Source organism: Pseudarthrobacter oxydans (assembly GCF_030812335.1).
GTDB classification, from domain to species: Bacteria; Actinomycetota; Actinomycetes; order Actinomycetales; family Micrococcaceae; genus Arthrobacter; species Arthrobacter oxydans_B.
The window spans coordinates 1-19167 of the sequence record NZ_JAUSSN010000017.1; the positions used below are offsets into that span (position 1 = coordinate 1).

Here is a 19167-nt window from a genome sequence, read left to right on the forward strand (position 1 = left end):
CCGATCATCACCTTCGACACCGAGGACGAGGCCATCCGGCTGGCGAACAACACCGAGTACGGGCTGGTCGCCTATGTCTTCACCCGGGACCTGAACCGTGGCATCCGGATGGGCGAACGCCTGGAGACCGGCATGCTGGGCCTGAACGCCGGCGTGGTCTCCAACGCCGCAGCCCCGTTCGGCGGGGTCAAGCAGTCCGGCCTGGACCGTGAAGGCGGCCTCGAAGGCATCGAGGAATACCTCTACACCCAGTACATCGGCATCGCCGACCCGTACGCCGGCTAACAGCGGCGGCCGACTTACACCCCAACACCGCAAGGGCTTCCCGTCCTCGCAGAAATGGCAGTCCTGTGTTGCGCCGACAATTCTGGCCATCGAGTGCGGGCCACAAATATTCTGGAATAGAGAAGAAGGTCGCGCAATATACAGAGTCTTCGGCTCAACGAGCCGCACGCGTCCACCAATTACCATGCGTGTGCGTCCCCCGCCGGATCCTGCTCTTACGTACATCGGGCTCAAAATGGAGATTGAAGGTGGAAGGGAACTGATTTGTGAAGGCAACGTGGCCATCGTCAAGACGGAGTTCGAAAATATCCGGCTTTGAGGATTGAAGGATCCAAGTCCGCTGCATGGAACCCCCACGATGGCGTCGTAGACCGGCAGACCTATGACGAGTCAGGTGGGGTGGTCTTAGTTGGGGACATTTCCGTGCAGACGACTCGCCCCTGTGCGACCGGCAAGGGAGTCGACGGACGTGCCGCATCTCCGGCCCTGGCGGAGGCGGCCCGTGCCACGGGAGGGGGTGCCAGGCTGAGACCCCGAGGGAATAAGGACTCCCGCCAACATGTTGGTCTTTGGTGTGAAAAACATCGGATTCCTGTCTTTCGGCCATTGGACCGACCACCCGGAGTCTGGCACGCGCAACGCGTCGGATGCGCTGCTGCAGGCGATCGACCTCGCGGTCGCGGCCGAGGAGTTGGGGGCGGACGGCGCCTACTTCCGCGTCCACCACTTCGCGCGGCAATACGCCTCCCCGTTCCCGCTGCTCGCTGCGATCGGGGCACGGACAAGCCGCATTGAGATCGGTACCGCCGTGATCGACATGCGCTACGAGAACCCGCTCTACATGGCGGAGGAGGCTGGCGCCGCCGACCTGATCTCGGGCGGCCGGCTGCAGCTGGGCATCAGTAGGGGTTCACCCGAGCAGGTCATCGACGGGTGGCGTCACTTTGGCTTCGCCCCCGCCGAGGGCGAGTCGGACGCCGACATGGGCCGCAGGCACACCGAGCGTCTGCTCGGGGTGCTCACTGGCGAGGGCTTCGCGGCGCCGAGCCCCCGCCCAATGTTCCCGAACCCCCCGGGCCTGCTGCGCGTGGAGCCGCACTCGGAGGGCCTGCGCGAGCGCATCTGGTGGGGTTCCGGCTCGAACGCCACGGCCATCTGGGCGGCGAAGCTCGGCATGAACCTGCAGAGCTCCACCCTCAAGGATGACGAGAGCGGCAAGCCCTTTCACGTCCAGCAGGCCGAGCAGATCGAGCTCTACCGGCAGGCCTGGAAGGAGGCAGGGCACAATCGGGAGCCGCGCGTCTCGGTCAGCCGCAGCATCTTCGCACTGACGGACGAGCGGGACTGGCAATACTTCGGACGCGACCGCCACAGCTCCGACCAGGTGGGCAACATCGACGAGAAAACGCGCGCGGTCTTTGGCCGGTCCTACGCAGGTGCCCCAGAGGAGCTGGCCGCGGAGCTGGCCGAGGACGAGGCGATCGCCACGGCAGACACCCTACTGCTCACGGTCCCGAACCAGCTCGGCGTCGACTACAACGCCCACGTCATCGAGTCGATCCTGAAGTATGTGGCGCCGCAGCTCGGCTGGCGCTGACCCCGCGTGGCAGATTCCCCCTAGAGGACTGCTGAATTGGTGGCTTGGTTGGCCCATGGGTGGCTAAGGCGTGTCGGCATGGCCTCAGCTTTCTTCCACCGGGGATCCGGTATCCGGTGCCACCGTGTCGTTGGCCAGCGCTTTACGCCGGCGGTAGATCTGGATCCCGATGGCTGCCGGTATCACGGCTAAGGCAGCCGCCCGCATCCAGGGCCGGTCCAGGACATGACCAGTGATCGAGTCCAGGGAGAAGGGTCCGGGTCCCCCGATGGTGAACGATGCCGCCGCCAGGCCCAGCACCGCGGGGTACTCAAGGCCGCCCTCTGTGGCGAAGAAGCCGTTAGGGGCGTGGACGCTGGCCGCGACGCCCATCGTGGTGGCAGCGGCGGCGCCGGCGGCCGGAGTGGCGAGTCCCAGGGCCAAGGCGACACCGGCTCCTGCTTCACCCACGCCTGCGAGGATGGCACTGGGTTTTGCTGGGCGGAAGCCCATGGCGTGCATGCCCTTGCTGGTTCCTTCGATGCCCCCTCCGCCGAACCACCCGAAGAGTTTCTGGGATCCGTGGGCGATGAGCACGCCCCCGAGTGCGACCCGGAACAGGGTCTGTGCGGCGGCGGCAGCCTCTGGGCTGGTCGATGCATGGCTCATAGGGGTCCTCCTTAGGATGGGCCGTGGCGCTGCGCCGGCCGGCGCTCCTTGTCCAGCACGATTCTACGTCGGCGGGACCAGCCAGTCACGGGCGTCCTCGGCGGTCAGTTGTTCCAGATCGAGGTCGGAGCCCAACTGGGGTTAGCGCGGCCTTTTAGGTGCCGCTCCGCCCTGCGCCCAAGACTGGACGAATCGCTCTGGCCCCTTAGCCGTCGCCGCCCTAGAATCAGTACACGACCGCGGCAGCATTCACCCGGGCCGCTGCCACTTCCCGTTGCCCAGGCGAGGACCTGCCATGACGAACACCCCTATTTCCGGTGCCGACCTCGCAGCTGGTTGCCCGGCCACGTCGGCGGTCTGAGCGTCATGGCATCCCGGGACAGTACTGAATCCGAGCGTAAGTACGCCCCCCGCCACACCGCAAAGGTCCCCGTGTTCGCGGACATTGCCGGGGTGGAACAGCCCGGAGAACCCACAGAAACATTCCTGGAGGCGGTCTACTACGACACCGCAAGGCTCGAACTCGCTGCCCGGGGCATCGTTCTGCGCCGCCGCACCGGCGGAGCAGACCACGGCTGGCATCTGAAACTGCCGATTGGACCGGACAGCCGCCGGGAAGTCCAGACGCCTCTCGGCCAGCCTGACCGTGTCCCTGTGGAACTGCTCGACCAACTGGCCGCATTCACCCGAGGTCACAACCTCTCACCCGTGGCCCGCCTGACAACCCGGCGCAGCACCTATCAGCTGCACGGGGCCGATCGAGAACATCTCGCCGACTTCACCGACGACCGCGTCCATGCCGTCATCCTCCGCGGGTTGGGCCCCGAAAAGCACTGGCGCGAATGGGAACTCGAGCTCGTCCACGCCACATCCGAATTCTTCACCGCCGCGCAGCCGGCGCTGGAGGCTGCCGGGGCCGTACCGTCCACCCACATTTCCAAGCTCGCACGCGCCCTCGGCCCGTCCTGGCCCGAGGCCGCTACCGTGGAACCCAGGCCGGCGCGGAAGAAGGGCCCCGTCCGCGACGTCGTGACCGCCTACGTGAGCGTGCAAATCAACAAACTCCTCGCCCAGGACGCCGGCGTCAGGCAAGGCGTACCGGACTCCGTGCACCAAATGCGCTCCGCCGCCCGCAGGATCCGGTCCGTGCTGGGAACCTACCGGACCCTGTTCACGAAAGGCGCCCTCGTCGAGCTGGAAAGGGACCTGCAGTGGCTGGGACGGATCCTGAGCCGTCCACACGACGCAGAAGATATGAGAGGAAGGATTCTCGCGACCCTGCACGACCTGCCCGAATCACAGGCCTTCGGGCCCGCTCTTGGACAGCTCGAACACGAACTCGGCACCGCCTACAACACCGGATATCAGAGCGCTCTCGCAACGCTCAACTCGCCTCGGTACTACCGGATCCTGACGGCCCTGGAACACTTCCGCGACAACCCGCCCGCGAATTCCAAGGCCTCCAAGCCGGCCCGCAAGACCAGCGCACGGCTGGTCAACAAAGCCGCTCGCCGTCTGGACCGCGCCCATCGTGCCGCCGGAAAAGCAGCCGGAACCGCCAACTACGACACCGCGCTCCATCGGGTCCGCGAAGACGCCACACGACTGCGTCACGCCGCAGAATCAGTCACCGCCGTCCACGGGAAGCAGGCACGTGCCCTGGAAAAAACCGGCCGCCGGATCCAAGGCGTTCTCGGCGACCACCAGGACACCGTCGCCGCCCGCGAACTCCTCCACCGGCTCGCCACGGCACCAGACGTGCCTCCGGGCACGGCCGCCGTCTACACGGCCCTGACCAGACAGGAAGCCGAAACCGCCGCTAAAACCGAGGCAGCCTACCGAAAACTGCGCAAGAAGACCCGCGGCCGTCGGCTGGGACGCTAACTTCAGCACCGGCCTCAAGAATGATGTTTTTCCTGGCAGCCTGAACTGAACTCCAGGGCGTCAGCGGTGCGCATCCCGCGCTGCGACCGCTGACGCCTTCATCTAGGCAGAATCGGGCAGATCCGCATCGTCTTGGTCGGGCATCATGTCAGAGTCAGTGGCATTGGAGGCAACCCAAAAACTTTGCGGATCGGCGTCCCATCGATGGCTTCCGTCATTGCGTCAGGTGTCGATGCGCGCCGCCATCAACCAATAACCCAATACCCCGCCCGCGGACTCCAGCGTCGCGGTGCCGACGAGTGGAGGGCACCGCGACGGGAATCGCCAAGCGCTGGCGTGCTGTTGACGCGCCCGCGGTCCGCCGTGCTGGGGTCAACCGGTGTCAGGCTGCGCCACGCTTTCGCAGGGTCCTAAGCGTGGCGGCTGCGACTCCGCCGGCCGCCAGCGCCCAGGGGGCGCCGACGATGACGGGATCGATCCACTGATGGCTCAGGTCGGCGCGCTTCTTACCGAAGCGGGAGGAGATCCCGTGGCGGGAAAACTCGCTGAGCACCCCGGTCTCGGTGACCGGATTGTCCGGGCGCAAAGTGGCGAACGAGCTTAGGTGGTGTTCCCACGCATCAACCCGGTCCGCCGCGATGAGCAGCAGCCAGTGTGCGGCCCGACCCTCGCTGTACTTATAGGCGTACTTCCTGATGGACCCGGAGACCCCTTTGGGCGGGGTGGATGTCCCGAAAACGGGCGTAAGGAAAGCGTGTTCGACGGACCGCTCCCGGGGCCACTTCTCCGGTTGGCGATCAGGAAAGTCCCAGTGTGCGCCGGTTTCGATGCCGGGTTGTTCCCGGGGGTAGGCGGGCCTGTCCGCCGGGTCAAGGTCTGCGCCCCATCCCGGGATCCGTGTCCGCAGGTCCTCCGCGGACTTCTTTAGGGCAGGTTTGCCGGCCGTGTAAGGAGTGGGTATCTCAGGCATGATGCTCTTCCTTTCACGCCGCGGTGGGAACGATGAGGGGCTTGATGCAGTCATCGAGCTTCGCGGAGAAGATGTGGTACCCCTCAGCGATGTGCTCCAGCGGAATGCGGTGGGTGACAATGTCGCTTGGCTTCAGGTAACCGTTCCGGATGTGTTCGAACAACCGCGGCCACTGACGCTTGACCGGGCACTGATTCATTCGCAGCGTCAGCCCCTTATTCATGGCATCGCCGAACTTCACGGCGCTGAAGATGGGCCCGTAGGCGCCCACCACCGAGACGGTGCCGCCTTTGCGGACGGTGTCGATCGCCCAGTTGAGGGCGATGGGGGATCCGCCCTGCAGCTTCAGTTTGCTGCTGGTGACGTGCTGAAGGAAGTTGCCGTCCGCCTCGGCCCCCACGGCGTCGATGACGACGTCGGCACCCAGATAGTCGGTGGCCTTCTTCAGGTGCACCACAATGTCGTCGTGCTCCACAAAGTTGTACGTTTCGGCGTGTGCGAAGGTGCGGGCCTTCTCGAGCCGGTACTCCAGGTGGTCGATCACAATCACCCGTCCGGCGCCCATCAGCCAGGCGGACTTGGCGGCGAACAGGCCCACCGGCCCGGCACCGAACACCACCACGGTGTCGCCCTCAGCGATGTCGCCCAACTGGGCGCCGAAGTAGCCGGTGGGCAGTGCGTCGGTGAGCAGCACTGCGTCCTCCTCATCCAGCCAGTCCGGGATCAAACCTGGCCCGACGTCAGCGAAGGGTACCCGCACAAACTCAGCCTGGCCGCCGTCGTAACCGCCGCACGTGTGCGAGTAGCCGTAGATGCCGCCCACCGCCGTCGCGTTCGGATTCACGTTGTGGCAGTTCGAGTAAAGGCCACGGGAGCAGAAGTAGCAGGAGCCGCAGTACACATTGAACGGAACCATCACACGGTCGCCGGCTTTGAGCTGCTCAACTGACGAGCCGACCTGCTCCACCACCCCCACGAACTCGTGCCCGAACGTCATCCCCACCCGCGTGTCCGGCATCATGCCGTGGTAGAGGTGCAGGTCAGATCCGCAGATCGCCGCCCTTGTCACGCGCACGATCGCATCATTGGGATGCTCGATCGGCGGCATATCCTTTTCTTCCACGCGGACCTTGTAGGGCCCGCGATACACCATAGACCGCATTAGTACCACCTCCGGGAAACTGCTGGCTCCTGCATCGGGAAAGTCCTGTCCGGGCTACTTCAGGCGCTGGCCGGGTGGAGGACGACTTTGGTCCAGCCGTCTTCACGGTTATCGAAGTTCTTGTAGCCCTCGGGGGCCTGGCCCAGCGGCAGCTCGTGGCTGACAAGGAAGGAGGGGCTGGCCTTTCCGCCGGCGATGAGGTCGCGCAGCGCCCGGTTGTATTTCTTGACCGGGCACTGTCCCGAACCCATCGTCTGTCCCTTGAACCAGTAGTTCCCGTAGTCGAAGGCGACCTGGCCCTGCTGGGCGAGTTTGTCGGGGCCCCCGGGGTCCTGGGGCAGGAACACCCCTACGACGCCGATGCCGCCGACGAACCGGACGGAGTCCACGAGCCGGTTCAGGGTCAGGTTGGGCTGTTCGTTTCCGGCCGGGTCGTGCGCCTGGTAGCCGACGCATTCGCAGCCCCGGTCGGCGCCGAATCCCATGGTCTGGTCTTTGACGAACTCGACAGGGTCTACTTTTGAATCATCCACAGGGATGGCGCCGATCTGTTCCGCCAGCTTCAGGCGGTCGCTTTGGCGGTCCACGACCATGACTTTGCCGGCGCCTTTGATAATGGCCGAGTAGGCTGCCATGAGCCCGACGGGTCCTGCACCGTAAATGACGACGGAGTCGCCCGGATATACCCCGGCCATTTCGGTGGCATGCCAGCCCGTGGGGAAAATATCGGCGACCATGACGTAGTCGAGTTGTTTCTCCACGGCGTCCTCGCCCAGGAGCAGGCAGTTGAAGTCCCCGTACGGCACGCGCAGGTACTCGGCCTGGCCGCCCTGGTACGGGCCCATGTCCGCGAACCCGTAGGCCGCGCCGGCGAGCTTGGGCTCGGGCTGCATGGTCAGGCAGTAGTTGGTGAAACCACGGTTGCAGTTTTTACAGAATCCGCAGGCGATGTTGAACGGCAGCACGACATGGTCGCCCACCTTCACCTTGCTTACCGCCGGGCCGATCTCGACCACTTCACCAAGGTTCTCGTGCCCGAAGGTACGTCCGGGTTCGAAGCTGGTGCGGCCTTCGTACATGTGCAAGTCCGAGCCGCAGATGTTAGTTGTAGTGATCCGCACCAGCACGTCGGCGGGATGTTCAATTTTGGCATCCGGCACGTCCTCGACGCTGACGTCTTTCGGTCCTTTGTAAACTACTGCTTTCATTGTTCCGCTCTTTTCTAAATCCCATGCCCATCAGGCCAAGCGGGAGCAACGCTCGAGGCGTTACAAAGCGTTAGAGGGAGGCGCTGGAAGGCGGCACTGAGTCACTAAAACGCCTGACTTGGGCGGTCGAGCAAACGGGGTACAAGGGTTTGTATGAGGCCCGCCCGAAAGAGTTGGGAAGGCGAAGGATTTCAGCCGACTGGCTGCCCGGGAAACCGCAGTTGGTCGGTCTGTACGCGAACGAGAAACTCGCTGAGCAACAATGCTAAGCATGCTGCGCAAAGATGTCGAGGGGTAAACCCAAAAACATGTACCGATGAGACAGCGTTGCGCATGGTGGTCATTGGCGCATGTCGGAAGGAAAAGCCTCTAAGACGGTCATCGAGGCGCACGTGGACCCATCGCCCATACCTTCCGGGAACGGTACGCGTAACAGCGGGTTGGGAGTGATGCGGAACCTTCCCGCCACAGCCGCAGAACTGCCGGACCAGGACTGTAGGCCGTATCCGGGCTGGACCAGCCAAAGGCTCTTGCGGTGTCCCAGCCAGGAAGGGCTGGGACACGGGCACGGACAAGCCGCATTGAGATCGGTACCGGCGTGATCGACATGCGCTACGAGAATTCCTAGCCCAGGATGCCGGCGACGGTGATCGCCGAGCGGGTGGGCTGGTCCGGTTCCCCGGCGTGGTTTCGGGAGAACGTGGCACGGATCCGCCGGCCCGAGTACGCGCCGGCGGATCCTGCCGACCGGATCAGCTTGTGAGTTGTGGTGGCTGGACGCGTCGGGCTCCGTAGCGCCGTTGGTGTTGCGTGCTCACGTCGCGGAAGGCCTGGCTGTCGGTTGGTCATGTAAGTTGCGGTTCTTTTCGCCATGAGATGTTCGGAAAGGAGGAAACCGCCGCCATGATGGACGTCGACTTCCAGCATGAGATCCGCCCCTTAGCAGTGGTTGTTCCGGGCTGGCCCGGTTCGGGCGGTCGACTCTTCATATCGGGGCGCAACCGGGTGCAAGACACACCTGTCCAGCCCGGACGGCAGCTCAAACAATCCGGTTTGGGGCACCGAAGTGGGCGAATGGTGGGTGTGCACAATGTGCACACCCTGGGCTTCGGATCGGGTCGTACTGGTGTCCGACGGGGCCGGATTGCGGAGGTTTTCGGGGGAGTGGCGGAATTGCAGGGGCAGGAGTCCGGTTCGAGTCCCACCTCGGGCACAGTGTTTTCCCTGTTCAGGGGCTTGTGGGCCTCTGAGTGTGGACAAATGTTCACTTATGGCCCCTTGGGGGCCCCTTTTTTGTTGGTGGCCGGCTGTCTCCTTTCGGGGTTGGGTGGGTTGTCGCTGGCCATCTGTTCATGGTGGGGATGGCCGCTCACTGCATCACCTGACGCTCGCTGGGGGAGCGGTGCTGCGTTGGCTGGTTTGTATTTCTTGGTGTCACGACTGTTCATGGCGACGTTGCCGGGTAAGTACATGACCGTGTGCGTCTTGTTTACGGGTTCTGCGGGGCGTGGGGTGGCGGAACCTGGCCGATCCGGTCCAGGTCGGTCAGCCAATCCGGAGGATCCCATGTCGCAACTGGCAATAGAGATGCTCGCGCTCTTCGGCCAAATGGAACGAACCTTCGCCATTGAACGCCCTGCCATGCGCGTGCCTCTGCTGCTGCTAAGGGTGAAAGGATCGGCCGGCCCAGCGTCGTTGATCCAGCAAATCTCGCCTACGCCGTGCGCCTTCGCGGCGAGGAGAATCAGTCCATCGCCGAAATCGGCCCATCCACGGGCATCACCCGCTCAGCCTCTACCGTCACCTGCCGCCCCGGCCACCGGAGACACTGACCCCCTGGGGTTTCCTGACCTGCGCTGGTAACGATCACTTTTCTGCGGATTTTGCCGTTCAGTGGGTGCCCCCATATCCCTCAGCATTGAGAGTTGGTCAGGTTCCCCCGGGTTTCCGAATGCAAGTCGTGCGCGGTGATAAATTGGTAAGCGTGCCACTGCCGAGAACGAAGAATGGGCTGAGCCTCGCCGGCAAGTGCCGATTCCCCAGAGCACGCGCGCTCCACCGCTGTCCCTGCGTGAGGTGCAAAAACAGGCGACCCGCGAGAGGCTTATCGAGGCGGCAGCGGAAGAATTTCGGAACCGTCTGCATAATCCACTCGTTGACCAGGCCATTCCTCCTTACGCAATCGATTGGGTATGCGCCATCAAGATCCGCCGCGTCAACAAAAAATGTAAGGAAATTATCATGACGAACCTCAGCCCGCTCTGGTCACCCCTGCAGATCGGTTCCACACAGTTGCCCAGCCGCGTGGCCTTGGCCCCGATGACTCGCATCAGTGCAACTGAGGATGGGCTGGTGACCGAGAAGATGGTCTCCTACTACGAGGCTTTTGCCCGGGGCGGCTTCGCCCTGCTGATCACTGAAGGGATCTACCCCGACACCGCTTACAGCCAGGGCTACTTGTACCAGCCGGGCCTTGCCACGGATGAACAGGCCCGGTCCTGGGCTACGGTTGTCGACGCCGTCCATGCAGCCGGGTCCACGATATTCGCCCAGCTCATGCACGCCGGGTCCCAGGCGCAGGGTAACCGCTTCAAAGACAGCACGATCGGTCCCTCCGCGGTCGCCCCTAAGGGGGAGCAGCTGGACTTCTACCGTGGCGAGGGCCCCTACCGGGTACCCTCGGAAATCACCCGGGAGCAGATGGAGGAAGTTCGCAAGGGCTTCGTAGCCGCCGCGCTGCGCGCCAAGGAGGCCGGTTTCGACGGTGTGGAAATCCACGGAGCCAACGGCTACCTGCTGGACCAGTTCCTCACGGACTACCTCAATCTCCGCACCGACGAGTACGGAGGATCCGCCCGGAACCGCGTGCGCTTCCCCGCGGAAATCGCCCGCGCTGTGCGCGAGGCCGTCGGGCCGGACATGACGGTCGGCATCCGGATTTCCCAGTCCAAGGTCAGTGACCACGACCACCGGTGGGCTGGCGGGGCCGAGGAAGCGGAACTCATCTTCTCCACCCTGGCCGCCACGGGCGTCGACTTCCTCCACACCACCGAGTACAAGGCCTACGCCCCGGCCTTTGGCGACCATGGGCCCTCGCTGGCCGCCCTGGCCAAGCAGCACTCCGGGCTGCCGGTGATCGCTAACGGCCATCTGGATGACCCCGAGACTGCCGTATCAATGCTGGTTGACCATGCCGCCGATGTGGTGGCCCTGGGCAAGGCGGCACTGGGCAACAGGGACTGGCCCGACCGGGTCAAGAACGGCCGACCCCTTGATGAGCTGGACGCGAGCCTGTTTGCCCCGGTGGCCGACGTCAAGGACTGGGAGTTGGAACTGCTCTCCTGACCCTCCGCAGTGCCCCTGTCTCCTCGACCGTTGAGTCCAGCACGACCGGTCAAGGGCAGGGCACTTACGAGATGTTGCCAATCACTTTTCTCTGCCGGCACAGAGCTCCCGGGATTACCATCCAGCTTGAAGTCAGCATCATCGTGCCCGAGGAAGTGAGTCATGCTCGACGATACGGACCTCCTGCAGGCGCTGCGGCGTCACTGGGAGTTCTCAGGCAAGGACGAGGACATCGCCCACGAGAGTTGAAAACCTGATCAGCTACGACGGAGCGCCATGGATGTTCGCCCTCAGCCTGATGGAGTTCAGGGGCGACCCTGTTGCTCACGAGCGGATCTACATCATGGATGGGGCTGGGATGCAGCAGAGTGGCGCTCCCCCTGGCGCGCCAAGGAGCCTGCAGACCCGCCCCCGCCGCACCCCTGACTCAACAGTTGTGCTCGCTCTCTGACGCACACCGAGGACCATTGGGCCAAGCCGGAAGCGTGATGCCGGCAGTATCGATGAAACCGTCTGGGCACCCAACGAAGCGCGCCGCCCAGACTGGCCATTGCTCTCGATCAGATAAATGCGCCGTTCTGGAGAAAACCGACCGCCAGGTTTACGACACGCGCACCGCTTTCCCAGACATCACCAGCGGCCGGTGCCACCATCGAAGGTATGAGCGCTCCAACGGTGGAAGCAGCGATCAATGACCTCCTGGACTGGGCCTGGCAGGCAGTCGAAGAGCTCCTCGGGAAGCGTGGCCTCCTGGGCGCCGGGCTCGTCGTTGAGGACTACACCGGCATCATGTCCTGGCTTGAACGAGCGACCAGATACACCGTGGTGCATTCACCGTCGGTGGCGGTGCTGTTTGTGGACACCTTCCCGGTCGATGCCATCCTCTTCCACCGCGACCTCCTCGGTTCCGACGATCCGAAGTCCTACTTCACCCTCCAGCCGCGGACGTAGAGTGCGAGACCCAGCGCCGACCGGTGCGTGGCCTGCAGCGCGTCGACTGGCACACAAACCCGGCCGTGCCGTATGAATGATGGCTATGACGACCATGATCGAAGATCCGCCTCTCCACGCGCCCGACGACAGTGATGCCGCGCGGGCCCACCGTGCGCTTTTCTCGGACCCCGACGTCGCGGAGGCACCAGCCGCGCGCGACTTTGACACAGCCCTGGCCGCCCAGGCTCCGGTTTTCTCCAGCCCCTCCTGATCCCCGGCGCCGCGGGAGTATTCTGACCGCCATCGGCGGCGAAGAACAATCGCCACCCCGGAAACACGTCCACGAAGGCGTCTCCTTCTACACCGGCGGCAGGTCATCACGTCGCACCTAACGGATCTTCTGTCCGCTGTGGCAGAGGGCGCCTGATACCGGCTGGGCGGGGGAATTCCGTTCCGCAAGGTTTCTGGCGCAGAATACAGAGCTGCCGCGGCCCCCGCTTTGGGGAGCACGGCTGAAATGCTCTGGACTGGTGAAAAGTGGTGTGTGCATTTGCGCCCTATGGCTCAGGGGGTCAGGTAGGAGTTAGCTAGCAGCCATTTCGTTGGCGAACTCCAGGGACTGGACAGCAGCCGGGCGAAGCCGCGACAGCATCTTGGCGCTGGCTGCCTCCACGAATCCGTGGAACAGCGCTTTCTCTTCCGCGAGCTGTTCCGGGTGCCACTGCACCCCCACGCAGAAGCGTGTGCCGGGATGCTCAATTGCTTCGACTATCTTGTCTTGACTCCACGCGGTGGCGATGAGCCCTTCGCCAAGGCGGTCCACGGCCTGGTGGTGTGAGACTGGAACGGCATCCAGTGCGTCAGTCCCCAGGAGCCGGCCAAGCAGGGAATCGGGCCGGATGTCGACACGGATGCCATTGAACTGGTAGCCGCCCAGCTGGTAATGCCCGGTTCCCAGGGCGTCGGGAAGGTGCTGGTGCAGGGTGCCGCCGAGGGTGACGTTGAGTACCTGTTCACCCCTGCAGATGCAGAGAAGAGGGACGTCCTGGCGGATCGCTTCAAGGATCAGGGCGGCTTCCCACTCGTCGCGTTCCAGCCGGGGAGAGTCCGTTTCCGGGTGCGGCTCCTGGCCGTATCGGGTCGGATCCACGTCCCAGCCACCGGGAATGACCAGCCCGTCCAGCCTGCTGACCAGGTGCTCGATCATGTCCCCGGCCGTGGGCTGCGGCGGGAGAAGGATCGGAACGGCGCCGGCGTCAAGGATAGGCGTGAGATATTTTTCGGGGAGGAATGCGGCGCGCACGTTGCCGCAGCCGTCGGTGCCGGCCTGCTCAAGATATGTGGTCAGGCCAATGATCGGTTTGATTGCGGTGTCTGCGGCATCCATGCACATGTCCTTTCGGGAGAACTCCTACTGCAAGGCTACGAAGGGCATGTGTACTCCGTGTTACAGAGCCGTCACTATTGCGTGTCCATGCCAGGACGCCCACCAGTTCATGGCCGCGGCAGGTACTAACAGCATCCTGTTCCCGCTCAACCCGACGCTGGCTGGGTTAAATCAGATCGGTCTACAGGGACCCACAGAATCTTTGAAATCGCAGGCGGGTCATGCGATTTTCCGATTTCAGTCGATGAAAGGGTCTGAAGGGAGAGTGAACGGCCAGTGACAGATCTTGAATCCGCGCATGTGCTGCAACATCAGGGTCCGCAGCCGGGTGCCGGGCAGACGCGTGCGCAAGTCTCGTTGGCACACACAGAGCTGCCGCACCCCAGGTTGGGGAGCGCGGCGGTCGCTCTGCGTTACTCAAAATCTGTCAGAAAGGGGTGTGGACAATGTCCACAGTTTCAGCGTCGGATCGGGTCGTACATCGATCGGATCGGGCCGGATTCCGTTTGTTTCCGAGGGAACCCAGTGTTCTCAAGGGCTGGAATGCGGTTCGAGTCCCACCTCGGGCACAGTGTTTCCGCAGGTCAGAGGCCATTTTGGTGTTTTTCCGTGTGCACATTGTGCACACTCTCGCCCTCTGATCTGATGTTCCGGGTGTGTGGGGTCCCGGAACGGCCTATTCGGTTGTGTGGGGGAGCGGCTGCCTACGGCGGACCGGGTACCGCCCTGTGGGGTCTCTTCTGGGTGTTCATCCTCGTTCGTCCTTCGGTCGGGTTTTCGCTTTCACCCACTTCATGGTGGCTGGGGCCGCGTACAACATGATTTGCTGATTATTCTTTAGATCGACCGAGTGTTGCGGCCGGTCCAGCATTCCCGCTCTGATACCTGTTCATGCAGGAATGCGGGGGGAACGGCATGACATGGCCACTGATCTGTCCGTGCCGCCGAGTATCCGCTCCAAGCCGAAACACGCCTGGCAAGGCTCAAGACCACTGCCGCGGCGATTTCCCGGGCGTCGCACTTATGGGCGATGTACGTAATGCCTTTCCAGAACCTACGGACCCCGGAGTAGGGCACGGGTCACATGTGACCGGAATCCTTGCTGCGAGGTATGTCGTCGGGAGGACAGGGGAGCGGGGTACCCACCGGACGCCGCCAACCATTTCGGCGTCTGCGTCCAAGGCCGCAGTACGCGACGGCAGGAGGCGGGATGCAGAGCTCTTCGGCATGGTGGCAGAAGGGACACCCGCCGGCGGATACCGAGGCGGAGGGCTCGCTAGCCGCCGGTCAGAGTCGGGCGCCCTCGATCCAGTTGCCGAAGGGTGGCGGAGCGATCAGGGAATTGGCGAGAAGTTCGGGGCGAATCCCGTGACCGGGACGGGGTCGATGACAGTTGCCGATTGCAGCGATCCCGTGACGTTCGGGATTCGGGCCGCAGCTCTCATTACTCCGGGGCCGGCAACGGACCGTTTGGCTTCGGGTGGAGCTTGTCGTTGCCGACGGTCGTCCGAAAGACGGAGCGGGGGTTGCCGCAATACCCGGGACGCCGATGAGTCCGACGTGTACGTCGCCTCGGGCGCCGAGGAGCTGGTGCCCTTCCGGCAGTATGATGCCGGCGCGGATGCCGTGACCTGCGCGCGGATTGCCTTCACAATCGCCCGAACCCGCGGTGCCCCCTCCATCACCGGGCTTACCGGGGACTTGGCAACGCGTAGGAAGGACGACTTCCGTCTACCCGGAAGGTGCGTCCGGAGGGGATCCCGCGCCCGGAGGTGGAGTCACCTGCCCTAGCCTGCATAGGCGGGGATGAACAGGAACGGCCGAGGGTGGGGGAAGGAATCCCTGAGGCCACTTAGTGCGCGAGTCATAGCAAACACACCATTGAGGTTGGCGGTCTCCAGCCCCCGCGCGGCGGTCAAGTCCACGTTCTTGAGGAAAGCTCCCTCCAGGTTGGCCCTATCCATGTTGGCTTCGACCAGGATGGCGTCCTCTATCTTGGCATCCACGAGGACCGCCTCGGCGAAGTTCGCCTTTTCCGCCCGGAATGACACGAACCCTGATTGCCACAAATAGGCCCTGCTGAAATTCGCCTCCTTCGCGGCCACGTTGTCGAATGAGCCATGCTGGATGTCGGCTCCGACGAACTGCGCCTTGCTCAGGTTTGAGGCCGCAAAATCGGCTTTTGAAAGCCTCAGTAAGGAGAGGTTCATTCCTCGCAGATCAAGTCCCCCGAAGGGTTTCAAGAGATCCTCGTTGAGTTCGGAATGCTCCCTCACAAATCTGAGACTTTCGAGACGCTGCTCACGGTCAGAGCGCTGGTTGTCAACCCCGAGCTGTATCCCCGTGAAAAGCAGACCAAGCACTGCCACGGTGACGACGTCCCGGATGATCCAGTGCGGCTCACGGGTTCCGTGACTGGCTGCCTCTTGCACGCGCCTAGCCCTACCCCGGATAGCCCAGAGCGGTTCACGGGGCCTGGTGCGGGCCGTTCCCACGCGCCTGGACATGCCCGGAGCATAGCCCCGAACGTTCCGCAGGTGAAGGGCCACAACTCCGGCGCGGCGTCGACGGACTGAATATGTCAACCGTTTTTGGCCCAGGAGGACGGCCATCCTTGGCCCCACCAGCCTGTGACTTTGCGTTGGAAATGGCGGTTTCGGTGTGAAATGCGACGAACCCTCAACGGACATTGCGAACGTTTACCGATGTCGTTCGCGTGCGCGGCGTTTTGCGTCGGTCGGCGGCTGGTCCGTTGTCCCGATTATTGAACCGGTCAGGTGTATCGCGGTTTTCGGCCATCATTGGCTGCCTACGATGTCGGCCGCAACGAGGTGATCATCCGTTTGATATCCAGGTACTCGAGTGTGCCCATGTATAGCTTGGCCTTTTCGAGGTACGGCAGCGACGGATCGCCGGGAGTCTCATTGTTCACTGGGTCATAGCCCGCGCCGAAGCTCGCGGACGTTGGCGGCCATGTGAAGAAGTGAAAGATGGGGCACGCTACTTCTCCTGTGGGTGCGGTGGCTGTCTCGATGCCGTACGCAGCTACGGTGTTGATAGTCGGATATGGCGCCGTGACGTCTCCGCGGGTTTCAAAGACATACCGCGGTGTGGAGCCGCCTTGGGTCAGGGCGGCCATCGGCTGGGTTTCCAATACCGAATATGGGAACCGCTCCACGCAGGCGGACCCCACGGCCATGTTGGTCCGGAGTGTTGCCATCGGCTTCCCGGCCTGGTTGGTAACTTCCGCGAAGGCGCCACCACCTTCAGGCAAGTCCCCGGCGGGATCCCTAATGCTCCAGGCCATAGGCAAATCGAAGGTTAACTGGCCGTCGGCCGTGGTGTATTTAGTCCAGACTGCCGATGCGGTAAGACTGGGGGTTGGGGTCGACGACGCCGGCCGGCTCGGCGTCGAGCTGGAGCTGGATTCGGCAGGAGCCGTCGTCGTCGAGGTCGGCGGGGGCGCTGCCGGCTGGCCGCAGCCCGCGAGCAGCAAGGCGACGAGAAATGCCGCGGAAACCGCGACGCCGGACGTTGCTGATCTGCTCATGTCACCCTCCAAGGATCGATGAATCTCCCTTAAGTCTGGAGCCGACCGCGCCTTTGGGATCCGCTCCCGAGGCGATTGGCCCCGAATCGTAGCGGGGTATAACGATCGATCTGGCGATTTCATATAACGACGCTAGGTGCCGTAGCGCCCGCTACCGGAAGACCCACTCCACGCTGCAAGGGGCCGTAGGGAGTGCCGATCCCCAGTTCTTCGACCCTTTCGCTACGCCGATAACGGATCTTTCCTCGGGTCGCAGGGTCAGGGTCGACCCACGAGCGTTCGGACGTCGGCCAAGCGCTGCCGCACGTATCAGAACCCGAAGCTGCGCGGGCCCATCGTGCGCTCTTCTCGGACCCGTATGCGGCAAAGGAAACCGCTGCGGGTGACCTCGACATTTCAAGATTCGTTGCTCAGGCGCCCGTGTTCTCCAACCCCGAATGACACCAGCGCCGCGGGTATCTTGACGCCCATCCTGACCTTCACCCCTCGGACCTGCGCGCGCGGCCGGCTCTTGAGATGGCGAAACCTGTGGCGCGTGTTCCCAAGCCGGAAGTCCTTCCCTGCCGCGGCCTGTACGAGCCCAAATGGGACGACTTCAGGGCAGTGGACCCGCAGGCGAACGAGCCATGGAGGAGCAAAGTCCTTGACCGGCTCGCACGCGATATGCGGGCAGAGTTCCCGCATATGAGGGGTTTTCCCGGACCAACATGCACGCCCTCGCCGCGGCATGGAACGGCCCGGAACCAATTGTCCAGACGCCGTCTGGACAATTGACCTGGAGCCACAACGTTGTGCTCGTGGACAAGCTGGCCGACCACGAGCTGCGTCAATGGTATGGGTCAATCGCGCCAAACGTTCGGACGCCTGACACGCCAGCGGGAGCGGCGCCAGCCCGGTGTCCGTCAGTACTTGTGTCCGCGGCCAGGCTGGGCCAGCATTGAACCGGACCGGTGGCCAGTGTGGCGCCGGCGCTCCGGAGGAGGTGCGGCAGCATGTCCCAACGGATACACGGTGATCCCGACCCGAGGTTGCCGCCGCTAGTCAGCCCGGCCGATTTCGCCGGCCTGCCGGGGCTGTGCCACCTGGCGGCCGCGGGTGAGACGCCCATGCTCGCCTCCCAGGCGGCACTCTTCAGCGAATTCATGAACGACAAGGCCAAGGGGATGGGCGGGCGGGAACGCATCTACGCCAAGGTTACGCGGACTGCTGACTCGCTGGCCGCCCTGCTTGGCTGCCAGCCGGAAGAGCTGGGATTCCCCCAAAACGTGGCGCAGGCCGTGAACATGGTGGCGCGCAGCATCGACGTTTCCGGCGGCAACGTCGTCATGCCGCAGTGGGAATACCCGTCAGACATGTATCCGTGGCGGACCGGCACCACCATGGAAATCCGTCTGGTCCGGAGCTCGGACCACCTGATGGATCCCCAGAGGTTCGGCGACGCTGTGGACAGTTCGACCCGGGCCATCATGGCCAGTCTGGTCTCCTACTACACCGGCGAGCTGATCGATTTGAAGGACTACCGCGTGATTGCCGATTCCTGCGGCGCGGTGCTGATCGTGGACGTCTCCCAGGCCCTGGGTGTTGCGGGTTTCGACGTTTCGCTGGCTGATTTCGCCGTCGCGTGCGGTTACAAGTGGGCCCTGGGCACGCACGGCGCAGGAATCGCCTACTGCAATTCTGCCCGACAGCCTGGCTGGCAGCCGCGGGAATCCGGCTGGACCTCTGCGGTGTGGGTGGATGCGGACATCCGGGACACCTCGGTCACTCCGGTCCTGGACGGGCGGCGCTTCGAGCTCGGAAACCCCGCCGCGCTGTGCGTGCAGATGCTGGGAGCCGGCATCGACTACCTGCGCGCCAGCGGACTGGCCCGAATTGAGGCCCATGTGCGGGCACTGACCGACGTCTTGTGGACCGAGCTCGACGGCCTGGGGATGCGGATGCTCACCCCCGGCGACTCCGCCAGACGGGCGGGTATCGTCGCGTTCGAGGTCGACGACGAGGGCGTCTGGCGCCGCGGCCTCGAAGCCCGAGGTGTGCTTGCCTGGACCGGAGACAAACGGGTGCGAATTTCGCCCCACCTGTACAACGGGATGGCTGATATCCGGCAGGCCATCGAGGCCGTCGACGCTCTACGGAGGGCCAGCTAAGACGGCCAACTGGGCGGCAGCGGTATGCCTGGGATATAGTTTTTCGCTCCA

General features: G+C 63.8%; 17 protein-coding genes and 1 pseudogene. 11 read left to right on the forward strand and 7 right to left on the reverse strand.

All coding sequences use genetic code 11. The features are described 5' to 3' along the window. Together J2W14_RS20250 and J2W14_RS20255 are read left to right on the forward strand one after the other, a co-directional pair. A partial coding sequence (locus J2W14_RS20250) for an aldehyde dehydrogenase family protein (protein WP_307465898.1) occupies positions 1-285 on the forward strand: 285 nt, incomplete at its 5' end. 559 nt (positions 286-844) lie between these two features. Then, the gene (locus J2W14_RS20255) at positions 845-1882 is read left to right on the forward strand and encodes an LLM class flavin-dependent oxidoreductase (protein ID WP_307465900.1); all 1038 of its coding nucleotides are present in this window, start codon (positions 845-847) and stop codon (positions 1880-1882) included. An 84-nt stretch (positions 1883-1966) separates the two neighbouring features. On the opposite strand, the gene J2W14_RS20260 is transcribed toward J2W14_RS20255, so the two are convergent. Next, positions 1967-2530: a DoxX family protein gene (locus tag J2W14_RS20260; protein WP_307465902.1), complete on the reverse strand. Its 564-nt coding sequence runs from the start codon at positions 2528-2530 to the stop codon at positions 1967-1969. A gap of 366 nt (positions 2531-2896) precedes the next feature. On the opposite strand from J2W14_RS20260, the gene J2W14_RS20265 reads away from it, so the two are divergent. Next, positions 2897-4414, forward strand: a complete 1518-nt coding sequence (locus J2W14_RS20265; RefSeq protein ID WP_307465904.1) for a CYTH and CHAD domain-containing protein — start codon at positions 2897-2899, stop codon at positions 4412-4414. A gap of 382 nt (positions 4415-4796) precedes the next feature. Here the strand turns inward: J2W14_RS20265 and J2W14_RS20270 are convergent, their stop codons facing one another. From J2W14_RS20270 to J2W14_RS20280, 3 genes are read right to left on the reverse strand one after another with little or no spacing between them, the layout of a single operon-like run. After that, complete coding sequence (locus J2W14_RS20270) at positions 4797-5384, reverse strand: hypothetical protein (RefSeq protein WP_307465905.1); 588 nt, start codon at positions 5382-5384, stop codon at positions 4797-4799. Between the two features lie 13 nt (positions 5385-5397). Beyond that, positions 5398-6546 carry a zinc-dependent alcohol dehydrogenase gene (locus J2W14_RS20275; RefSeq protein ID WP_307465906.1) on the reverse strand — a complete coding sequence of 383 codons (1149 nt, stop codon included), beginning with the start codon at positions 6544-6546 and terminating at the stop codon, positions 5398-5400. Between the two features lie 59 nt (positions 6547-6605). Next, entirely contained in the window at positions 6606-7754 is a 1149-nt protein-coding gene (locus J2W14_RS20280; RefSeq protein WP_307465908.1) for a glutathione-independent formaldehyde dehydrogenase, read from the reverse strand. Positions 7755-8382: 628 nt separating this feature from the next. Between J2W14_RS20280 and J2W14_RS20285 the strand changes: the two are divergent. The 4 genes and pseudogenes from J2W14_RS20285 to J2W14_RS20300 form a co-directional block, all read left to right on the forward strand. Next, positions 8383-8508: pseudogene (locus J2W14_RS20285) on the forward strand (IS21-like element ISMyma9 family transposase); the annotation flags it as partial. Positions 8509-9995: 1487 nt separating this feature from the next. Continuing rightward, positions 9996-11099, forward strand: a complete 1104-nt coding sequence (locus J2W14_RS20290; RefSeq protein WP_307465909.1) for an NADH:flavin oxidoreductase — start codon at positions 9996-9998, stop codon at positions 11097-11099. Between the two features lie 660 nt (positions 11100-11759). Continuing rightward, entirely contained in the window at positions 11760-12050 is a 291-nt protein-coding gene (locus J2W14_RS20295; protein WP_307465911.1) for a hypothetical protein, read from the forward strand. An 85-nt stretch (positions 12051-12135) separates the two neighbouring features. Beyond that, the gene (locus J2W14_RS20300) at positions 12136-12303 is read left to right on the forward strand and encodes a hypothetical protein (protein WP_307465913.1); all 168 of its coding nucleotides are present in this window, start codon (positions 12136-12138) and stop codon (positions 12301-12303) included. 312 nt (positions 12304-12615) lie between these two features. On the opposite strand, the gene J2W14_RS20305 is transcribed toward J2W14_RS20300, so the two are convergent. Next, positions 12616-13419, reverse strand: coding sequence for a gamma-glutamyl-gamma-aminobutyrate hydrolase family protein (locus J2W14_RS20305; RefSeq protein WP_307465915.1), 804 nt, complete (start codon positions 13417-13419; stop codon positions 12616-12618). Between the two features lie 1322 nt (positions 13420-14741). Between J2W14_RS20305 and J2W14_RS21270 the strand changes: the two genes are divergently transcribed. After that, on the forward strand, positions 14742-14972 hold the full coding sequence (locus J2W14_RS21270; RefSeq protein ID WP_370871363.1) for a SpvB/TcaC N-terminal domain-containing protein: 231 nt from the start codon (positions 14742-14744) through the stop codon (positions 14970-14972). 234 nt (positions 14973-15206) lie between these two features. Here the strand turns inward: J2W14_RS21270 and J2W14_RS20310 are convergent, their stop codons facing one another. Together J2W14_RS20310 and J2W14_RS20315 are read right to left on the reverse strand one after the other, a co-directional pair. Further along, positions 15207-15926: a pentapeptide repeat-containing protein gene (locus J2W14_RS20310; protein WP_307465917.1), complete on the reverse strand. Its 720-nt coding sequence runs from the start codon at positions 15924-15926 to the stop codon at positions 15207-15209. A gap of 302 nt (positions 15927-16228) precedes the next feature. Beyond that, complete coding sequence (locus tag J2W14_RS20315) at positions 16229-16693, reverse strand: hypothetical protein (RefSeq protein WP_307465920.1); 465 nt, start codon at positions 16691-16693, stop codon at positions 16229-16231. 19 nt (positions 16694-16712) lie between these two features. Between J2W14_RS20315 and J2W14_RS20320 the strand changes: the two genes are divergently transcribed. The 3 genes from J2W14_RS20320 (at position 16713) to J2W14_RS20330 (ending at position 19116) form a co-directional block, all read left to right on the forward strand. Beyond that, positions 16713-16991, forward strand: coding sequence for a hypothetical protein (locus tag J2W14_RS20320; protein WP_307465922.1), 279 nt, complete (start codon positions 16713-16715; stop codon positions 16989-16991). Positions 16992-17676: 685 nt separating this feature from the next. Beyond that, a complete protein-coding gene (locus tag J2W14_RS20325; protein WP_307465924.1) occupies positions 17677-17910 on the forward strand; it encodes a hypothetical protein in 234 nt (77 codons plus the stop codon). Positions 17911-17961: 51 nt separating this feature from the next. Continuing rightward, on the forward strand, positions 17962-19116 hold the full coding sequence (locus J2W14_RS20330) for an aminotransferase class V-fold PLP-dependent enzyme (RefSeq protein ID WP_307465926.1): 1155 nt from the start codon (positions 17962-17964) through the stop codon (positions 19114-19116). The last annotated feature ends 51 nt before the right edge of the window (positions 19117-19167 follow it).

What these genes read in the sequence shown, in the direction of transcription:
- J2W14_RS20255 (WP_307465900.1), top strand. Translation starts at nt 845, where the DNA reads ATGTTGGTCTTTGGTGTGAAAAACATCGGATTCCTGTCTTTCGGCCAT.
- J2W14_RS20260 (WP_307465902.1), bottom strand. Translation starts at nt 2,530, where the DNA reads ATGAGCCATGCATCGACCAGCCCAGAGGCTGCCGCCGCCGCACAGACC.
- J2W14_RS20265 (WP_307465904.1), top strand. Translation starts at nt 2,897, where the DNA reads ATGGCATCCCGGGACAGTACTGAATCCGAGCGTAAGTACGCCCCCCGC.
- J2W14_RS20270 (WP_307465905.1), bottom strand. Translation starts at nt 5,384, where the DNA reads ATGCCTGAGATACCCACTCCTTACACGGCCGGCAAACCTGCCCTAAAG.
- J2W14_RS20275 (WP_307465906.1), bottom strand. Translation starts at nt 6,546, where the DNA reads ATGCGGTCTATGGTGTATCGCGGGCCCTACAAGGTCCGCGTGGAAGAA.
- J2W14_RS20280 (WP_307465908.1), bottom strand. Translation starts at nt 7,754, where the DNA reads ATGAAAGCAGTAGTTTACAAAGGACCGAAAGACGTCAGCGTCGAGGAC.
- J2W14_RS20290 (WP_307465909.1), top strand. Translation starts at nt 9,996, where the DNA reads ATGACGAACCTCAGCCCGCTCTGGTCACCCCTGCAGATCGGTTCCACA.
- J2W14_RS20295 (WP_307465911.1), top strand. Translation starts at nt 11,760, where the DNA reads ATGAGCGCTCCAACGGTGGAAGCAGCGATCAATGACCTCCTGGACTGG.
- J2W14_RS20300 (WP_307465913.1), top strand. Translation starts at nt 12,136, where the DNA reads ATGACGACCATGATCGAAGATCCGCCTCTCCACGCGCCCGACGACAGT.
- J2W14_RS20305 (WP_307465915.1), bottom strand. Translation starts at nt 13,419, where the DNA reads ATGGATGCCGCAGACACCGCAATCAAACCGATCATTGGCCTGACCACA.
- J2W14_RS20310 (WP_307465917.1), bottom strand. Translation starts at nt 15,926, where the DNA reads ATGTCCAGGCGCGTGGGAACGGCCCGCACCAGGCCCCGTGAACCGCTC.
- J2W14_RS20320 (WP_307465922.1), top strand. Translation starts at nt 16,713, where the DNA reads ATGCTCCAGGCCATAGGCAAATCGAAGGTTAACTGGCCGTCGGCCGTG.
- J2W14_RS20325 (WP_307465924.1), top strand. Translation starts at nt 17,677, where the DNA reads ATGCACGCCCTCGCCGCGGCATGGAACGGCCCGGAACCAATTGTCCAG.
- J2W14_RS20330 (WP_307465926.1), top strand. Translation starts at nt 17,962, where the DNA reads ATGTCCCAACGGATACACGGTGATCCCGACCCGAGGTTGCCGCCGCTA.